This is a genomic window from Paenibacillus piscarius (assembly GCF_022234545.1).
Classification (GTDB): Bacteria; Bacillota; Bacilli; order Paenibacillales; family Paenibacillaceae; genus Paenibacillus_AQ; species Paenibacillus_AQ piscarius.
The window spans coordinates 16,343-34,339 of the sequence record NZ_JAIEUI010000014.1 but is presented as its reverse complement, the minus strand read 5'-3'; the positions used below and the strand labels follow the sequence as shown (position 1 = coordinate 34,339).

General features: G+C 53.6%; 14 protein-coding genes. 10 read left to right on the top strand and 4 right to left on the bottom strand.

The genetic code is table 11. The annotated features are described in order from the left end of the window. Nucleotides 1-16 precede the first annotated feature (16 nt). The 6 genes from K1558_RS20580 to K1558_RS20555 all read left to right on the top strand — a co-directional run bounded on the left by K1558_RS20580 (nucleotide 17) and on the right by K1558_RS20555 (nucleotide 4,660). Nucleotides 17-1,036, top strand: a complete 1,020-nt coding sequence (locus K1558_RS20580; RefSeq protein WP_238653540.1) for a uroporphyrinogen decarboxylase family protein — start codon at nucleotides 17-19, stop codon at nucleotides 1,034-1,036. A gap of 12 nt (nucleotides 1,037-1,048) precedes the next feature. Then, nucleotides 1,049-1,882 (top strand): MetQ/NlpA family ABC transporter substrate-binding protein, encoded by an 834-nt coding sequence (locus K1558_RS20575; protein WP_238653539.1) that lies wholly within the window; start codon nucleotides 1,049-1,051, stop codon nucleotides 1,880-1,882. A 21-nt stretch (nucleotides 1,883-1,903) separates the two neighbouring features. Next, nucleotides 1,904-2,713, top strand: a complete 810-nt coding sequence (gene proC / locus K1558_RS20570) for a pyrroline-5-carboxylate reductase (protein ID WP_238653538.1) — start codon at nucleotides 1,904-1,906, stop codon at nucleotides 2,711-2,713. Continuing rightward, on the top strand, nucleotides 2,713-3,486 hold the full coding sequence (locus K1558_RS20565) for a VOC family protein (RefSeq protein ID WP_238653537.1): 774 nt from the start codon (nucleotides 2,713-2,715) through the stop codon (nucleotides 3,484-3,486). The genes proC and K1558_RS20565 overlap by 1 nt, the downstream gene beginning before the upstream one ends. Nucleotides 3,487-3,608: 122 nt before the next feature. Beyond that, on the top strand, nucleotides 3,609-4,088 hold the full coding sequence (locus tag K1558_RS20560; protein ID WP_238653536.1) for a DinB family protein: 480 nt from the start codon (nucleotides 3,609-3,611) through the stop codon (nucleotides 4,086-4,088). 32 nt (nucleotides 4,089-4,120) lie between these two features. Further along, nucleotides 4,121-4,660 (top strand): GNAT family N-acetyltransferase, encoded by a 540-nt coding sequence (locus K1558_RS20555; protein ID WP_238653535.1) that lies wholly within the window; start codon nucleotides 4,121-4,123, stop codon nucleotides 4,658-4,660. A 106-nt stretch (nucleotides 4,661-4,766) separates the two neighbouring features. Here the strand turns inward: K1558_RS20555 and K1558_RS20550 are convergent, their stop codons facing one another. The 3 genes from K1558_RS20550 to K1558_RS20540 all read right to left on the bottom strand — a co-directional run bounded on the left by K1558_RS20550 (nucleotide 4,767) and on the right by K1558_RS20540 (nucleotide 13,558). Further along, nucleotides 4,767-9,953: a bacterial Ig-like domain-containing protein gene (locus tag K1558_RS20550; RefSeq protein ID WP_238653534.1), complete on the bottom strand. Its 5,187-nt coding sequence runs from the start codon at nucleotides 9,951-9,953 to the stop codon at nucleotides 4,767-4,769. 255 nt (nucleotides 9,954-10,208) lie between these two features. After that, entirely contained in the window at nucleotides 10,209-13,004 is a 2,796-nt protein-coding gene (locus tag K1558_RS20545; protein WP_238653533.1) for an O-antigen ligase family protein, read from the bottom strand. A 344-nt stretch (nucleotides 13,005-13,348) separates the two neighbouring features. Next, nucleotides 13,349-13,558, bottom strand: coding sequence for a hypothetical protein (locus K1558_RS20540; protein WP_238653532.1), 210 nt, complete (start codon nucleotides 13,556-13,558; stop codon nucleotides 13,349-13,351). A 210-nt stretch (nucleotides 13,559-13,768) separates the two neighbouring features. On the opposite strand from K1558_RS20540, the gene K1558_RS20535 reads away from it, so the two are divergent. Together K1558_RS20535 and sda are read left to right on the top strand one after the other, a co-directional pair. Then, nucleotides 13,769-14,431, top strand: coding sequence for a YheC/YheD family protein (locus K1558_RS20535; RefSeq protein WP_238653531.1), 663 nt, complete (start codon nucleotides 13,769-13,771; stop codon nucleotides 14,429-14,431). A gap of 326 nt (nucleotides 14,432-14,757) precedes the next feature. Beyond that, on the top strand, nucleotides 14,758-14,901 hold the full coding sequence (gene sda, locus K1558_RS20530; RefSeq protein ID WP_238653530.1) for a sporulation histidine kinase inhibitor Sda: 144 nt from the start codon (nucleotides 14,758-14,760) through the stop codon (nucleotides 14,899-14,901). Between the two features lie 231 nt (nucleotides 14,902-15,132). Here sda and K1558_RS20525 read toward each other — a convergent pair whose 3' ends face one another. Beyond that, the gene (locus K1558_RS20525; RefSeq protein ID WP_238653682.1) at nucleotides 15,133-16,107 is read right to left on the bottom strand and encodes an NAD(P)/FAD-dependent oxidoreductase; all 975 of its coding nucleotides are present in this window, start codon (nucleotides 16,105-16,107) and stop codon (nucleotides 15,133-15,135) included. A gap of 324 nt (nucleotides 16,108-16,431) precedes the next feature. On the opposite strand from K1558_RS20525, the gene K1558_RS20520 reads away from it, so the two are divergent. Together K1558_RS20520 and K1558_RS20515 are read left to right on the top strand one after the other, a co-directional pair. After that, entirely contained in the window at nucleotides 16,432-17,625 is a 1,194-nt protein-coding gene (locus K1558_RS20520) for an NAD(P)/FAD-dependent oxidoreductase (RefSeq protein WP_238653529.1), read from the top strand. A gap of 1 nt (nucleotide 17,626) precedes the next feature. Further along, nucleotides 17,627-17,875, top strand: coding sequence for a hypothetical protein (locus tag K1558_RS20515; protein WP_238653528.1), 249 nt, complete (start codon nucleotides 17,627-17,629; stop codon nucleotides 17,873-17,875). Nucleotides 17,876-17,997 lie beyond the last annotated feature (122 nt).

Sequence of the window (17,997 nt, the reverse complement as noted above, 5' to 3'; positions counted from 1 at the left end):
CAAAGGAGATAGGCAGATGAGTATATGGAGCAAGCAGGACCGTTTTCAGGCGATATTATCCGGGGAGCTCGCAGACCGGCCGATCATTAGCGGATGGCGTCACTTTATAGACAAGGAGCAGAACGCGGACGATCTTGCGGAATCAACCATTTCGTTCACGAAGACCTATGACTGGGACTGGGTCAAAATCAACCCGAGAGCGACCTATCTCGCGGAGGCCTGGGGGAATCAGTACGACTTCGCGGATTATCAGACGGTGTTTCCGAGACAACTGACTACGGCAGTTCCGGCCGCCGCGAATCTCTGGGACCTTGAGGTGAAAAAAGCGGGCCAGACTGCTTCGCTGCTGGAGCATCTGGACGCGGTAAAGAAAATCCGCCAGGGCCTGCCGGATACGCCGCTGATCCAGACCGTGTTCTCACCGCTGACTGTGCTGCTGTTCATCGTGGGGCGCTCCGCTTATGTGACCAAGACCGTCTTCGGGATTGAGCAGCCGGTGACACTGGAATCGCTGTTCACGGAACACCGGGCGGCAGCCCATCATGCGCTGCATGTGATCGCCTTGACCTTGGCTGACTATGTGCAGGAGCTGAAGCAGGCAGGAGCCGATGGCTTGTTCTACGCCGTGACCGGCACCGCCCACCCGGGCTTGTTCGATGCCGCGAAGTTCGATGAGCTGTCCAGACCCTATGACTCTATCGTCCTGGAGGCGGCAAGCTACGGCAAGAATATTCTACATACCTGCGGGGCCCATGCCCAGCCTGAGAAGTTCAATGATTACCGCATTGACGGGATCAGCTGGGATACAGAGGCCGAGGGGAACCCCGGGCTGGACGCAGAGCTCAAGGCCACGAAGGTGGGCGGAGTGGATCACGGACTGTTCGCGGGCAATCATGTGGAGCAGATTGAACAGCAGGCAAAGGCAGCTCTGGACCAGATGAAGAATCAGCCGTTTATTCTGTCACCCAACTGCGCTATTCCGCTGACGGTTACAGACGAGGCACTATTACATTTTAAAAACACAGTATTAGGATAGGGGATGAGATTGATGAAAAAATTACTGGCAATTCTACTGATTAGTTCGATGGCGGTGCTGGCAGCCTGCGGCAATAACAAGGAGGCGGCAAGCTCCGGGGATAAGAAAGAGATTACCGTAGGATTCGGTGTGGGCACGTATGAGGAGCAGTTCCGGCAATCGATCCTCCCGATTCTGGAAGGAAAGGGTTATACTGTAGATATCAAAACCTTCTCGCAGAATATGCAGGTCAACCCGGCCATGAAGGAAGGCTCGATTGACGCGAGTATCTTCCAGAGTACAGCCTACATGGAAGCGATCAATAAGGAGATCGGCGGCGATATGGTGGGGATTGCTTACGTGCCGGGCGCGCCGCAGGGATTGTACTCGGTTAATCATACGACGCTTGACGATGTGAAGGACGGCACTACCGTGGCCATTCCGAACGACCCGGTCAATCAGGAGCGCGCGCTGCGGATTCTGGAGGAGCTGGGCTGGGTCAAGATCAAAGAGGGTGCCGGAGTAGCGGACTTCAATGTGAACAGCGTGGAGCCGGACAAGTTCAAGATTGACCTTAAGGTGCTCGATCCGGCGCAGATTCTGGTCTCACTGCAGGACGTGGACTACGGTGTGGTGAACGGGAATTATATCGCGAATGCCCCTGACCGCAAGATTACGGATGCGCTGAAGATTGAGAATACGCCGATGCAGCACAGAATCATCGTATCGGTGAACAAGAAGGACCAGGATACCCAGTGGGCCAAGGATCTGAAGGCTGCTTATGAATCGAAAGAGTTCGAGGAATACATCCTGGGACAGGAGAAATACGCCGGGTTCATTATGCCGGAAGCCTGGGCCAATAACTAATCTAATCAGGGAGTGACGGACGTGTCAAAAGGCAAAATTCATTTCATCGGCGGCGGGCAGATGGCGGAAGCGATCATCCGGGCCTGCCTGGCAGGCGGTACGCTGGCTGCCGGTCAGATCAGTGTAGCCGATATTCATCAGGGACGGCTTGAACTGCTAAAGACCAAATACAATGTAGATACGGAGAGCGAGCAGCAAGAAGCTCTCTCCGCCGCAGAACTGATTGTGATTGCTGTCCGGCCGCAGGATGATCTGGCTGCGCTTGGAGCACAGGTCCGGGAATATGCTGCACCGGCTGCTGTCATTATATCTATTGTCGCCGGGGTTACCATTGCCCAGCTGGGGGATTATTTCGGAGCGGGGCGCCCGATTGTCCGGGTGATTCCGAATACCCTGACGGATACCGGCTACGGATACAGCGGTGTAGCGCTGAATGCAGCCGCCTCTCTGGAGCAGGTGGAACCGTTCCTGCTGGGCTTCGGCAAGGTACAGGTGCTGGAAGAGTCCTATATTGATATCTTCACCGGCTTCGGGGTAGCCGGACCGAACTATATCTATTATTTCATTGAGTCGTTCACGGATGCCGGGGTCCTGGCCGGACTGCCGCGTGAGCAGGCCTGGAAGGTGGCGCTAGAGAATATGCGGGGGGCTGTGGCGATGCTGGAGCAGACCGGACTGCATCCGCGGCAGCTGCTGGACATCAACAACTCCCCGGGCGGGGTTGGAATGCACGGGCTATACGAGCTGAACAACAGTGATTTCGCGGCCGGATTGCAGCGGAGCGTACTGGCGGCTGTGAAGCGGACGACAGAGCTGGGAGTGAAGAAATAATGAGCCTGCTTAAATGGGATCATCTGGTGCATTATGTCAATGATCTGGACCAGCCAGTGAAGCTCTTCGCGGAGCACGGCCTGACGGCCTTCCGGGGCGGGTCGCATAAGGAATGGGGAACTTATAACGCACTTAGCTATTTCGGACTGACGTATCTCGAATTCCTGGGTATCGAGAATCTGGAGCTGGCACGGGCAACCAAGCACAATGTGGTGGTGAGAGATGCCGTGACGCTTTTGCCGGAGCATGAGGTGCTTAGCCGGGTGGTGCTGCGGACGGATGATATTGAAGCCGTGGAAGCACAGCTGAGACAGGCGGGCTTGTTATTGTCCCCGATTATTGACGGCCGCCGTCTGGATAACCTGGGCCGGTTGATTGAGTGGCGGATGATGACGATTGACGGTGACTTCCAGGGACTGCCTTATCCGTTCATTATTCAGTGGAACGAGCGGGATGAGCAGCGGCTGGACAGTCTGAACAGTGCCGGGATCAACCGCCCCCACCCTGCAGGGAAGGTGGAGATGGCAAGTGCAGTGTTCCGGGTCAGTGATCCGGCGGCTGCCGCCAGCCACTGGAGTCAGCTGTTCGGTCTTCCAGTGAGCGGGCCTGCGAATGGTTTGGACGGCAGCTACAGCCTTAAGGCCGGAGACCAGATGTTTGACTTCACGCCAGGCGGAGAGAACCGGCTCAGCCGGATCGTGTTCGGTACGGATTCCCCTCAGCTGAAGGGACAGACGCTGACGGTTGGCGAAGGCGAGTACGTGTTTGAATAAATGCCGGACAAGCATAGGGGACAGGCTCGTTGCCGCAATTAGCGGTAGCGGGCCTGTTCGGTTTGTGTTAAAGTGTGACACAAGCATGATGTAAGGGAATATATGGAGAATGGAGACCGCGGATGCAGAAGCTATTCGAGTATAACTGGCAAGTGCGCAAGGACTGGTTCGACTGGTGCAGCAGGGTGGATAAGGAAGAGCTGGTGAAGCAGCGCACCGGGGGCTTAGGCTATATCCTGCCCACGTTGTATCACATTGTAGCGGTTGAATACGGTTGGATCTGCGGCGGCATTCAGGAGAGGGACATTGACATTCCAGCGTTCGAGGAAGTAGCCAGCCTGGAGCTGGTGCAGGATTTCTCTGCCCGTTGTCATGCAGAGCTAGCCCCGTTTGTATATGGCTGGTCGGAGGAGCTGGAGGACCGGATTATGGTTGATATTACAGATGAAGGGGAGCGCGAGCCCCACCCCTACGGGGAAGTGATGCGGCATGTGATCGCTCATGAGATCCACCATGTCGGCCAGCTCTCGGTATGGGCACGGGAGATTGGCCAGCGGCCGGTGACGGCGAACCTGATCGGCAGAGGATTGTTTGAGAAATAGAGATAGAGATAGAGGCAGAGAGGGGAATGGACATGGAATTTGAAACCGCACGACTGGTGATTAGAGAGTTCACTCCAGAGGATGTAGAGCAGGTACATGAGTATGCGTCCGATCCGGCTGTAGTGACACATTCGATATGGGGGCCGAATTCACTGGAGGATACCCGTGAATATATCCGCCATACACTGGATTTGCAGCAGGAGGAGCCGCGCCAGGGCTTCGAGTACGCGGTGGTTCTGAAAGATAGCGAGCGGCTGATCGGCGGCTGCGGTCTGCACATCACCGGAACAGGGCAGGGGGAGATCGGCTACTGCTTCAATCGGTTGTACTGGGGGCAGGGCTATGCGAGTGAGGCTGCCGCTGTGCTGCTGGACTTGGGCTTCCATACGCTTGGGCTGCACCGGATCTATGCCACCTGCCGCCCGGAGAATATCGGTTCGGCCCGGGTAATGCAGAAGCTTGGCATGATCTACGAAGGTCATCTGCGGGGACATATGTACCATAAAGAGAAGTGGATGGACTCCTACCAATATTCGATTCTGGAGGATGAGTATAAGGCACTGCATTTGTAGACAGGGCTTTCATAGATTCGGGCGGGGGCTGTCCCAAGCAACCATTTTTTGGATTTTGGGACAGCCGCCCTTTTGCCCGAAAGGGCTGAATATATTCAGCTCCGAATTATAGTTGAAGCATCCGATAGATCAGCATAGCTGCTTCGGCCCGTGTCGCGGATGCAGCGGGCATGAGCTGCTGCCCATTCCCCTTAATCAGACCTGCCGCCGCCATAACGGCGATATCATCTGCAGCATAACCGGAAACTTGGCTGTGATCCGCAAAGCCTTTTAATACAGAAGAAGTATTCTGCCCCGGATTCACGCCCCCTGCTGCCCGCAATGCTCTAGCTGTCATAACGAACATTTCTTGCCTGGATACCGGTACATTCGGCTGGAAGAGGCCCCCCGGCAGACCTGTAATGAGGCCGAGCTTCCGGGCAGTCATAAGCTCCTTGTAATAATAATCCCCTGGTGACACATCCGTGAAGCCGGGCCCCTCTGACGCCGTATGCTCCATTCCCCGGACTAAGAGTATTGCAAATTCTGCGCGGGTAACGGATTGTTCCGGTTTGAATTCTGTTGCTGAGAGGCCTTGAATTATCCCTTTGGAGGCGAGTGCTTCGATTGCGGACTTGGCCCAATGGGCGGAGCCGATATCCTGGAATGTCTTGTGATGAAAGACCGCTGCATACTGGCCGGAGGCCGCTGTTGTTGAGAAAATGGCCTGCTGCTTCTCTGCGTTGTATTTCCCGTGTATCACTGGCTGAATGATTCCCTGTTCCTGAATACCCCACACAACAATATAGGCATTATCTGTTGCAGGAACAGCTGGCGGATGGGGAATTCCGATCTCGATAGCCGATTGCAGCCGGTCAGGCTGCAGTGCTGCCCCATCCAGTTGAAGCCCGTACCCGATAAGCGGACGGTCTCCCAGCTTGGCTTGCAGCTGCCCGCCGGGAGTAATGCTTCTTAGCGATATAGTGACAGTCTTTACACCGTCAAGCGCCTCCGCTGTGAAGATCCTGTCAGGTAATCTGAGAGCCGCTAAGGAAGAACGGATCTCAAGCCTGAGAGGAGCGTCCCCTGAACGAAATGCCTCAGCAGGAAGGCTTAATTCTACTTCCTTCATAGCCTGGGCCGGATCAGCAGTGAGTTGAATCCGCAGGGCTTTGGTACCCGTAGAATCGGCTTTGGCTCCGGCAACAATCTGGCGCAGAGCGGATTCGCTTAACCGGGCTATTGCTTTTCCTGTGCTCAGGCTTACGGGTAACTCAATGCTTACACTGCCGTCCAGCAAAAGAACCGTTGTAATAGAATCGTTGGTCGCTGAACCAGTGCCAGAACTGCTAGTATTGCTAGTATCAGGTACAGCTGTTGGTCTAGGTGTGGCAGAAGGAACAGGTACAGCGGAAGGACTTGGTGACGGCCGGGTCTCCGGCTCCGGCTCTGGTTGCGGCTCTGGCTGGGTCTCCGGTTCTGGTTCCGGCTCCTGTCCGTGATCCTCAAATGGAATAAACTTCAGAAAGTCCCCCCAGAGGATATTCCCTTCTTCATCCCGCAGATAAGAGGTCACCGGCTGCAGGCTTGCGAAGTTAGCATCGGTCAGCTGCTTGCCTGACTTGTTAACGGAGGCGATCCCATTGTACATGAAGTTATTGTCAGCAGCCAAGGAAGCCGGATATTGATCCTTGCCGATACTGCCCGACTGGTAGGATACAAAGCCGTCAATCTTGAAGTCTGGAGTAATCTGACCATATGTGGTGAAGCTCAGGTTGCCGCGGGTGTTGTTATAGCCGATATTGTTCACCGCAATGACTCCGGGATTACTGTTGCTGGTGAACCCGTAGGCACCGTTGCCGAAGGCGACCGAATTACGGATGGTATGCGCGACGTGAATGCCTTCTCCGCCGAGCTTGAATCCGTTTTTGTCGCCGGCCCCTACGGTTCCGTCTGTTAAATACCCGTTGTTGAAGGCGGCACTGTTCTCAATTAACACCGGTCCGATTGCACCCGAGCCTGCTTTGGTATACAGATCCCAGCCATCGTCAATGTTATTATGCGCCAGACATCCTCTGAAGATATTCCCGGTGCCGGCGGTTAGCTTGGCTGCAAAGCCATCTGCATTATTGTCAGACGGATCGCGGTTATCGAAGGAGGTGCTGTTCAGAATTAGATTGTAGGACGGCCATTCTGAGATATCCCTGGCGGTTCCGTCGGTGCGGCTGATTTGCAGGCCGGTGTCGCCGTTAGCATAGAAGCGGCTGTTCTCAACAATGTTGTGGTTACCGCCAACCGTGAATCCCTTCGTATTGGCAGCTGAGCGGGTGAAATCGAGCCCCTTTACATGCCAATAATCTCCGCTTAGCAGCACCCCTTCTGTCTTTTTGTCAAAATCGATAACAGGCCTCGCACCGGGTGCCGCCTCCAGAACCTTTCGGGCAGCCTCAGTCCCATTGTTATACTTCTGAATGACCAGCGGCGATTTCCGCACGTAATGCCCGTCAAGCATGATGATATGCTGTCCCGGCTTCACATAATCAATCGCGGTATCAAGATCCAGAGGGAGGGCCATCGTCCCGTCCCCGGCGCTTGTTCCGGCAGGCGATACATAGATCTCTTCCCCGTCGCCGTAGCTGTTCATATTTACAGTGAAGTTGCGGACGATTGTATCGTAAGAGGTCAAGTACTGGGTATCCTCCGGCCAAAAAACAACACTGAAGTTCGTATCCCCCTGTCCGCTGAGTACCGCCGGAATCGCAAGACGTGTATCGGCTGTTGCCGCGATATCCTGTGCGATAATCCTGGAGCCCTGCTTCACCGTTACGGTTCCGTTCACGTTCGGGCGGAGCATCACTTCATATCCGGGTGTAGAGGTCTTGCTGCGGGACAATATGCTGAGGTCTGGCGTTACCGGAGCCGCCGGGGGCTCCACCTTAGGCGCATCAGTAGCAGCACTTGTCACTGTTAACTCGATATTGCGGATATCTATCGTAGCGAGACGGGCTGCATAGAAGCCGACATACATAGTGGAGTCTTGTACGCTAAGAATATCCGGCGTGAAATGGATAGCCTCCCCTTCCGCATTGAGCCGGCCTGCGAAGCCGCTGTTCGTCTTGGACAACGTTAAGCGGTAGGGTGCTGCAGGGGCCGTGTTGGCGGGGGCAGGCCGTTCATTTTTGAGCATAATGGTCTGAATGCCCTTGCTTCCGGTTCCATCCGGCTTCTCGATACCGGAACGGACGAACAGCTGGGTCCCCAGAGCGCTTCTTGTTCCGCCGCTGTAGCCGCCGATGGCCGCGATATTCGAAGCGAATACACTCGAAGTTCCGGGTGTCCCGATTGAGTCCCGCGCCATGATTCCGAAGGATTCCTGCCCGTCATACGGGTTTTTGGCATAATCCAGCACCCCGATATCCGCAGATAGAACGAAGTTATCTTCCAGGGCGTTAAGCTCTGTGTAGTAGAACGTGATGCCATCGTGGTCTTCAGTAACCTTACCGCCGCCTTCCAAGGCGATCACCCGGAGCGTTCCGTCATCCTGGGAGACGACTTTGTTATTCGCAGCGGATGTAGACTGGCCGAAGGTGATACTATGCCAGACGGGCGTGGTCTTTTCTTTTACCGTGACAGTATACGAAATGGGCTGTATCGAAGAATCATCCGGGATGATCTGAACAGGATATACTCCGGCCATCCGGTTATCGAATGCAGAGTGGTCGAGCGTGAACCCGCCTAGCACTTCCCGGTCAGCGTTGTCATACACCTTCGATACGACCAGACCGCTGCTGTCAAAGGGCTCGTTCACAAAAAAGGTAGTTCTGGGATAGCCGGTTACCTCGATGCCGGTCAGCTCTTTGATTCGGACCTTAACCGTGAAGCTTGCCGTTAACCCCTTGTGGGTTAGCTTGATATCCTTCTCGCCTGGAGTCAGGGTGTCAAGGGGGGAGACGGTGTATTCGTTCTTGGCCAGCCTGACCTCAGTATGATCAGAATAATGGGCGTAGAGGGAGAGTCCCTCCAGTTGCAGGGTATCACCGATGTAATAGACGGTGTGCTTAGGCATATGTCTTATTTCCAATTCGGTCAGGGCAGCATCAATGACTTCAAGCTGCAAGGCTGTGGTGACAGACGGAGTCTCTGTGGAAGCGATCAATACTTCATAGGCACCCGGCTCGGCAAAAGTATACGGAAGCTGATCTGTTACCGGTTGTCCGTTAATGGAGAGGGTGTACAGGTCATCAGCCAGCTCCTTGATCAGGTAACCGTTATTATAATGGGCAGCAACAACAAGCCCCTGCGGATCAAAGGAATCGCCTGGATAATAGACAGTTTGGACGGGCTCGTATTTGACGGATAATGAGCTGAGTGTCAGCGGGATGATGTGCAGCGGAATGCTTACAGAAGCGCCGTTATAATGAATCTGGATGCTATTCTCCCCGGGCTTACTGCTGTCAAATCCGGTGACAATGTACTCCTCAGAAGACAGAGCAGCCTCACTGTGATCGGAGAATACAGCCTTCACGATAAGCCCGGTCAGATCCAGCGGTTCACCCACCAGATAAGAGGTCTTCGTCATCCCGGCCGTGTCGGCAGACAAGCTTGTTACCTGTTTGCTATCGATCTGAAGCTCCAGCTCACTGAAGGTTACGGTTGCATCTCTGGCGACGTAAATCCCGGCAAAGACCGTATCCGTAAAGGTATCCTCCAAGTTCACAACTTCGGTCTGGCCGTTAACACTCAGCAGATAGGTATCACCTGAACTGCGGAGGCTGAGATCGTAGATTTCACCCGCTGCGGGGGCGCTCAGCCCGGCGAACGGATTGAGCTTCACTTGCGCCGTTTTTTTATAGAAACCTTTCATCGCCAAATCTAACGCTCCGGCCGCAGCGTAGTTGGAGGTGGTGGTGCTTGAACTTCCATGAGGATTAACAGTATCCCTTAGCATCAGGCCAAAGGACTTCTGATTAGGTGTACTGACGCTGGAGTTGCTGTTAAAGGCAATAACTGTAGCCCTGGCTCTAAGCTCAAAGTTCGTGCCGGCCGGAAGCTCCCGGTAATAAAAAGAAAGGCCCTCATCGGTGCCCGAAATCTTGCCGCCATAAGTAGTCAGCGTTACGGTGGCAGGATTCTCTATAACAGGCTCGGGGTTTTTGCCCGGAGATGTATTGCCTCCGAACGCGCTGAAGGTCCAAGGCCCCGGCTCTGCTAGTCCGGAATTCTCTGCTGCTTCTGCAGATAAGGATATGGGAAGGGACGGGAACAGGAGGGTAACGATTACAAACATGGCTAACAACCGTTGTAGTTTCTTCACAATGAGTACAACCTCTCCTTTAGGGAACCGTTTTGGATCAGCACCTGGAGTCTGATCTCTGACAGTATACGTTGTCCCGGGAAAGTACAGCTATAATCAATCCTTCACAACCTGCCGTTTACCGGCCGGAAGAGAGAGGACATGAGTTAATGACACCCGGTTTATGAAGCATTGGCGGCGGTGCAGCTCCGGGTACAGCAAAAAGCGCCTGCCATAAACGGGCCAGGCGCTCTTCGCTGTTCTTCGAGTGGCGGGTTACAGCGGCATCCCCGCTATCTCATTGATTCTTGCCGCCTCTTCCGGATCGGCGGCGGTCAGCCTCTGATAGACCTCCTGATCCTGGGCGCTCTGCATCCGCTGCTGCACGGCAAGCAGCCACCGGGCAACCTCCCGGTTGACAGGATTGCTGTAGTCGTCACTTAAGCCTTGCTTCAGTGTGGCTTCTGCGGCCTGCATGTCCTGAGACAGATACTGGATCTTGCCCGTGTTCAGCAGCAGTTCCGGTGTGATGGCAACATCCTGCTGCTGCGCATCCCGGTCTGCAATAGCATAGGTATAAGCATCCAGTCCGGTCTTGAAATACCGCTGCTTATTAAGCGTCTCCTGGTCCTTGAGCTCCAGCTTGCCCTCGGCCGCCGCTTCCTGCGAACGCTTCAGGGCTGCGGCTCCCAGCTCCTGCGACCGGGTTATAACCCCGCTGTACCAGGCGGTTGTCCACAGGCTCCCGCTGTCGGTCAGATCCTCATAACCGCCCGCGAAGCCCTGCTTCACAGCATCAGCCGCCGCCTCCTTGCCCCCTGACAGGTAGTGTGCTCTCCCTGCATTCAGACCAATCGCAGGCGTAACGAAGAATTCACGGCCCTGAAGCTGCTCGGGAGGGAGGCTTTTCAAATGGGCAATGCCGTCCGTTACATGTCTGTAGGCGGAGAGTGCGGCAGCGAAATACGTCTGTTGCCCGGCTTCGTCCTGCTTGGAGTAAGCTTCCTGTCCCAGGAGTGAAGCCCGGCTGATCAGTCCGGCGTACCAGTTGATATCCCACATGAACTTGTCCGCATTGTCCAGATAGACATGATAAGCGGCATCACTCTCGCCCTTCAGGTCATAGTAGCCGGCGAGCCGGGTCAGCAGCTCTTTGTTGGACGGCTCATCCTTCAACGCACGGGTCAATACCGCATAGGCTTCGTCCAGGAACTGCTCATTCTTCGTCTGCTCATACACCTTCTGATCCAGCATGGCCAGATATACAGCCGATTCCGGGTGGTATGGGCGGATGTTGAGCGCTTGTACCAAAGGGGCCTTGATCTCCTCATAGGACTGGCTCACTTGGATTAGCTTCTTGGCATCATAAGCCTCAGAGCTTGACCGGATGTACCCCAGAGACAGGAAGAGCAGGTAGCCCGTGCCGATTCCGAGCACTGTGAAATAGCCCGCTCTAGCCCACAGCTTGTTCCACTGAAGCCGGAGCGGCTTGCTCTCCATCGCCACAGCCATACCTCCCAGAGATAGGAATACGAGCATACCCATGAACGCATAACTGAGGTTGAAATCCAGCAGGCTGTGAACGAGAATCGACAAGGCAATAATAAGATAGAAGAATCCGTTGTTATAATCGTCGGTCTCCCGTTTCAGGTATCCTCTGCTGAATTTGTAGAAGATGAACAGGATGAAGCCCATGAACACCAGGAAGCCGGCAATGCCGACTTCAATCAGATATTGCAGGAAGAAGTTATGCACCTGGCGGCTCAGATAAGGATTGTTCTGATAGTGCTCATAGAGTGTGGCCCAGCCCCCGCCGCCCGTACCCAGTACCGGATAATCCTTGACAACCTTCATGGCATCCTTGTAAAAGGTAAAACGCTCCAGGACACTATGCTGCCTGAAGTTGATATTCGCAAGCCGTGTTCCGATATTCGCCGGCAGAATATTGCGCGCACTGGTTCCGATGAACAGGAAGGCGACGATCGCGACGCCAGCCACAGACACGGCAGGAATCCATAGTCCGCTCAGGCGGCGGGACTCCAGTCTGACCAGCCTGCGGCTCAGCCAAGGCGCCAGATAACGCTGGACCACCAGGCTCAGCGCACCCGCAATGGCTGATGCTCCGAGCAGGTAGCCCCAGCCCTTAAGGGCAGCAGACGAGTTGAACTCTGCATTCAGCTCTAGGCCCAGCCGCGTGACCGGACTTGTAATCAGCAGAGAGCACAGACCGGCAATAGCGAGATGGACAATCCATAGAATCTGCTGCACCGGCTTCAGGAACAGCAGCAGGAGGATGAATACTACCGGCAGCAGCACGAGTCCGCCACGGGATAAGGTAAGCAGCAGCGAGACGATGATCGGCACCAGCATGAAGCCGTGCAGCAGCTGTCCGGCCCATTTGCGGGAGCGGATCAGCGCGAAGACGGCCACGAACAGAAACGCCATCAGGAACGCTGCATATGTATTGGCATACTGAAAGATGGAAGTCAGGCGCAGGCCGTTCGAATCAGTCATAACTGCATCGTTATACCTGCCGTTAATTACGGTCTCTGAGAACCAGCCGACCAGACTGCCGGCCAGCTTCCAGCTGCCGAGCCAGTTGAGCAGTCCAAAGCCGACGATCAGGTAAGCGAGGGCAAGCACGCTATGCTGGAAGGCGGTATTCAGCCGCTTGTGCCGGAGCAGAAGTATGCTGGTGATGAATACAGCCGCATACGTGAATTGGGTGAACAGCATGTTCATCGCCATATACCGGGAAGCGGCACCGAATAGCGACAGTGCATAGGTTAAGGGAAGCAGAATGGCTGCTACGGTGAGCAAGTCACGCTGACTCTCCAGCCGGAAGGCTCTGAAATACAGGACGGCAGCGGCCAGCAGGAGCAGACAGCTTAATAATGCGGCAACATAAATCGGCTTCTCGAAATCCGCCGTCATTCCGTTGAACAAGCCGATCTGAAAAGCGGACCAGCCCAGGAACAGGAGGAATGCAGCACAGAGCGCCCAGGCTGCTCCCGGAAGCTTCTCCACAGCTCTGACCGGGGCTGCCTGTTTGCCGTATACAGGTTTAGACACAACATAAACTCCCTTCTTGAATAGGTATTTCCAAATTATTGTACATACATATTACGGATATGGAGTAAAAAAGTTGTTGTGTGATGGGGAAATAGATGGGCTGGAATATCTTGCAGCAAGGAGAAGGGGGTGGGGATGAAAGGGAAGCGGGCCTGGGCCAAGAACCTGTTCAGCGGATGAAGCAGTCTATCTGCACAGGCCAGTCTGCCGCAGTTTCATAGAATAAGGTAACGGAGCGAATCTATGAATAACGTAACTTCAGAGGGATAAGTAACCGGCCTGAAGGCAGCAATGACGGGAAGGCGTGAAGAGCCTCCTTAATCACAGCTGCCGGGATATTCGCTTCAGGCGGCGATAATAAATTTCAGGTTAATCATGAAGACAATCAGGGCAGCGGCTCCCAGGGAAAAGGCAATGCAGCCGGCACCCAGCCATCTCCGGCGGTCCTTGATGAACTTGAAGCCAATCGCACAGATCAGTATCGTTGTTCCTGCCAGTACGACAGACATGCCGATCATCGCCAGCCAATACAGAATCTCAAAAAACTGTGCCATCAGGTAACCCTCCCTTTCAGGCTATAATACAACGAATTTTAAGAAGTTTCCAGCTTTGGCATTCACGGAATACCGGGACATAAGGCCCCTGCGGCCATATGCCCTTTTTTGCTGTGGCCTGCTATACCACGGACAATCATACAGGAGGGCACAGGCATGCGTGAGTACTCTATAGGGTAGGCTGGGAATGCGAAAGGAGAGGGCTAACATATGGCGGGGAGAGAACTGGCAAGCAAGCTGATCAAAACAGCAGCGCTGCTTAGCGATTCACGGGTTGCCGGTTACATTCCGAGCACGCGGGAATATAGTGCAGCCGGATTATCCGCAATGCTGGCAAGATACGGTAATGTTGTGATCAAGCCGGTAGTCGGCGGCGGGGGCTACGGGGTCATTAAGGTATTCCGGGACCAGAGAGGGTATGGCTTCACCTATATGCATAACACTCGTGTCTATAGGGATTTCACGACGATGCGGCAGGCGCTGGACCGGTTCAAGGTGAAGCGGAAGTATCTGATCCAGCAGGGGATATCTCTGGCCCGGATCTCCGGGCGGCCGATTGATTACCGGGTTAAGGTTGTGAAGAACGGAGACCACTGGGAGTTCCGCTCGATGGTGGGAAGAGTGGCCCGGCCGGGCCTGTTTGTAACGAATCTCTGCAAAGGGGGAACGATGCTCAGCTGCCGCCACGGGCTGCGGAGATCGCTGCCAAGGGTCAATACCTCTGCCAAAAAAGCGGAGATGCGCAATCTGACGCTGGTCTGCATTGAGCTGCTGGAGCGGCATTTTCCGGGAATCGGTGAGCTTGGGTTTGACTATGCTGTCGATCAGCGGGGAAAAATTTGGATTCTCGAAGTAAATACTAGGCCGAAATGATTAATAAAATTTTTGTAATTGACGATAAATAGAGTAATGCGCTAATATTGCGTTTAGTTGTGTCATTCAAGTGGTAATATCAAATGAATATCCCAGCCAAATATGAACATTCTAAAAAATTTTTAGTATGGCGATGTCAGGTTTTGGCCCTGTGTATAACTGTTATCCCCATAGTCCACTGTGTATTTCCTGACTTTGTACCCCTTACTCACATATTATGCACAGGATCTCCACAGCAGGTTGTGGATAATGAGAACGCTTGTTCGAAAAATGATAGTTTGCTATGATAGATTTAGATCCAAATAAAGGAAAGGTAGGTGAACGTTATGGTTGAATTGTCGGATGAGATGCTGCTGGATTCCTATCACAGAGCAATAGAGCTGCATTTGGAGCATGATTTCATCGCTCTCTTACTCGCTGAAATTCGCAAACGGAACTTACACTCTCCAGTCGATGCGGTTCTGCATTAGCGATCTGAGCAGTATGTTGCAGCAATGACCTTCATGAAACCGCAACAAGCCACAAATAGGGTATCTTTTCAAGTTGAGGTGGAATCAACCTGAAAGGATACCCTTTTATTAAAATATAAGAATTTATATGTTTCACACGATAACTTATCCTTCTATTTCTCGCTGAAACGGAACCGTCCTTCAAAAGGACGGCAAAGCCGTTTCCACTTGTGGTTAATGAGGTTGTTGATGTTAGAGTTTGAGGTTACTGCTGTGTCCAGGGGACAGCTTCGCATCCGGGTCAATATAGACCTTGGCGTTATTCACAGCCGTAGGCGCTTCTCCGAATCCGACAGCAATCAGCTTGAGCTTGCCCGGATAAGTGGTGATGTCGCCGGCGGCGAAGATACCGGGAATGCTTGTCTCCATACGGGAATCTACCACAATAGAGTTGCCCTCGATATCAATTCCCCATTCCGCAATCGGTCCGAGGGAAGAGACAAAGCCGAAATTGACAATGACGCTGTCGACTTCGATCTCCTGGGTTTCTTTGGTCTTGATATTGGAGAGGGTCACCTTGGTGATGAACTCTTCCCCGTGCAGCTCGGTAATCTCGGATGGCGTAATCACATTGACCTTGGAGGCCATCAGATTCTCCACACTGTGCTCATGCGCACGGAATTTGTCCCGGCGGTGAATCAGGGTGACCTGTTCAGCGATCGGCTCAAGCATCAGCGCCCAGTCTACAGCGGAATCGCCGCCGCCGCTGATCAGCACCTTCTTGCCCTTATAAGCATTCAGGTCGCTGACGAAATAATGCAGATTGGCCTTCTCGAAGCGCTGGGCATCAGGAACCTCCAGACGACGCGGCTCGAATGCGCCTACGCCTGCGGTGATGATGATTGCCTTGCTGTGATATTCTGCTTTGTCGGTAGTGACGATGAAGTGCCGTTCATCCTCCTTCACCACAGAGACGACCTTCTCCTCCAGACGGATGTCCGACTGGAACAGCTCCATCTGCCGGGTGAGGTTATCGACCAGCTCCTGTCCGGTAACCTTAGGGAAGCCGGCTACATCGTAAATATATTTCTCGGGATACAGAGCAGCAAGCTGCCCTCCGAGCTGGGGCATACTTTCAATAAGGGTTACTGAAGCCTGGCGCATACCGCCGTAGAAAGCGGCAAACATACCGGCTGGTCCTCCGCCTATAATAAGCAGATCGCTCATAGGAACGGATTGCTCAAGTGTCACGTAATATTACACCTCCGAGTTGATAGTTTCATTTTGCCATACAAGCGTACCTACTCATTATAAACATAGTCGCACCCGCCTGCAAAGGCTTTGATTTCAAAGAAAACTGTGACATTTTGTTGTATGATTGTATTTGATTAAAACGATACTAAGGTTTACAATAGATATGGTTATTTTAGAAATCCTTTAAGTTTTATTGGAAATTCCCATAAATTTAAGTGTATAAATTCACAAAAGAAACCTGATTTTTTTACAAAAAATAACACATAGACAGATTCACCTGTTGGAAGGAGCCGGAACATGAGCAGTATTCCCAAAATCGTTATCCTAGGCGCGGGATATGGAGGTATTTTGACCGCCCAGCGGCTGCAGAAAGCCTTGAACTATAATGAAGCGGACGTTACCCTGGTAAACCGCCACGAATATCATTATTTCACAACCCATCTGCATATGCCGGCAGCGGGCACAGACAGCATTGAGCATTCGCGCGTGTCGATCTCCAAATTAATCGACGAGTTCAAAATCGACCTGGTGAAATCCTCGGTACAGGAAATCCGTACCCAGCAGAAGAAGGTTATCCTGGAAGATGGAACCCTGTCGTACGATTATCTCGTTATCGCCCTTGGCGGCGAGCCGGAAACGTTCGGGATTCCAGGACTGGACAAATATGCGCTGACCATCCGCAGCATTAATTCGGTGCGGATGATCCGCGAGCATATCCAGTATCATTTTGCCAAATACAAGAATGAGAACAACGCCCAGGAGCACATCAACTTCGTCATCGGCGGCGCGGGCTTCAGCGGCATTGAGTTCGTAGCCGAGCTGGCGGACCGGATTCCTGCACTCTGCAAAGAATTCGATGTCGATCCGAGTCTGGTGAATATCTACAATATAGAAGCAGCGCCTACCGCATTGCCTGGCTTCGCTCCCGAACTGGTGGAACACGCCATGACGGTGCTGACGAAGAAGGGTGTCACCTTCAAGATGGGCGTGGCTATCAAGGAATGTCTGCCGGGCGGGGTTGTGCTCGCTACAGGCGAAGAGATCAAGGCCTCGACAATCATCTGGACCGGAGGTATACGCGGCAACCGTCTGATTGAAGCTGCCGGCTTCGAAGCAATGCGCGGCCGGGTGAAGGTGGATGAATATCTGCGCGCCCCGGGACATGAGAATATCTTCATTATTGGCGACGGCTCGCTGATGATTAATCCGGAAGGACGTCCCTACCCTCCGACGGCGCAGATTGCTATGCAGCAGGGGGAATGCTGCGCGCATAATCTGGTTGCGGCCATCCGCAGCCAGCAGCCGAAGAAGTTCGCCTTCAGCAACAAGGGTACCGTAGCTTCACTGGGCAAAGGCCAGGGAATTGCCGTCGTAGGCGACAAGACCTACAAAGGCTGGAGCGTAGCCCAGCTGAAGAAGGTCGTGGACATGCGCTATCTGTTCATTATCGGCGGCATTCCGCTGGTCCTCAAAAAAGGAAGATTCCTCTAAGATGCGGCACTGCAGCGTACAGGTTCGCGGATTGCTGACACGTGAGGAGCTGGACCGCTACAATGCCCTGATTGAGGTGGGCTCTTATCTGGAGGATCAATCCCGGTATGATCTCGCCTACCCGGTTCAGAAGGAGATCGACCTGCTGATCCTCCCGGCCATTGAGCGCCTGAAGGACAAGAGCCGCGCCCGCGACCAGGCAACAGCGGAATATCTGGAGAGCCTGCGGGAAGAGGAGCAGGCGGATTAGATAGCTTAATACGGTAGGATATAAGAAGCCACGGGTGACCGGGCTTCTTTTTTTTGCGGAATACGCCGGTGAGTTGGCTCGCGTTGTGGTCGGAAAAGTTGCCCGAATGTAGACGGATAGGG